Source organism: Blautia sp. AF19-13LB (assembly GCF_003479105.1).
GTDB lineage: Bacteria > Bacillota > Clostridia > Lachnospirales > Lachnospiraceae > Fusicatenibacter > Fusicatenibacter saccharivorans.
In genome coordinates, this window is record NZ_QUGO01000071.1 from 1 (window position 1) to 908 (window position 908).

Here is a 908-nt window from a genome sequence, read left to right on the forward strand (position 1 = left end):
ACCGGAGAGAGCCAGAGAAAAGACGGGAGATATGCCTACAAATATATAGATACCTTTGGAAAACCGCAGTTTGTGTATTCTTGGAAGTTAGTACCTACGGACAAAACCCCGGCAGGAAAACGCGACGATATAGCGTTGAGGGAAAAAGAGAAAGAAATCCAAAAAGACCTTGACGACGGTATCGACCATATCGGAAAGAAAATGACGGTCTGCCAACTCTACGCAAAGCAGATACGCCACCGGGCAAATGTGCGGCATGGTACAAAGCAGGGGCGAAAACAGCTCATGCGGATTTTGCAGGAGGATAAACTTGGAGCCTGCCGGATTGAAAATGTGAAGCTCTCCGACGCAAAGGAATGGGCGTTACGCATGAAAGAAAAAGGTTACGGCTTCAAAACTATCAATAACCACAAGCGTTCCTTAAAGGCTGCTTTTTACACAGCTATACAGGACGATTGTATTCGTAAAAATCCGTTTGACTTCCAGTTGAACACAGTCCTTGAAGATGATACGGAACCAAAGGAACCTCTATCCCCTACGCAGGAAGCGGCTTTTCTGTCCTTTGTGCAGCATGATAAAGTCTATCAGAAATACTACGACGAGATTATCATACTGTTAGGGACAGGACTTCGCATTTCGGAACTCTGCGGACTGACGGAAGCTGACATTGACTTAGACAAACAGCTTATCAATGTAGACCACCAACTTTTGAAGATTGCAGACGTGGGCTACTATGTGGAAACGCCTAAGACGAAAAGCGGCAACCGGGTTATTCCTATGAGTGAAAAAGTGTTGGAAGCATTTCAACGGGTGCTGAACAAACGGAAATATGCACAGCCTGTTATTTTGGAGGGCTACACAAAGTTTCTGTTCCTTAACCGGAACGGCTTGCCAAAAGTGGCAGTCAA

1 protein-coding gene is annotated in these 908 nt (G+C 45.5%); it reads left to right on the forward strand.

Annotated elements, in window-relative coordinates:
* Positions 1 to 908 (forward strand): integrase DNA-binding domain-containing protein (locus DWX32_RS19315; RefSeq protein ID WP_147398523.1); only part of this gene is annotated, 908 nt, incomplete at both ends.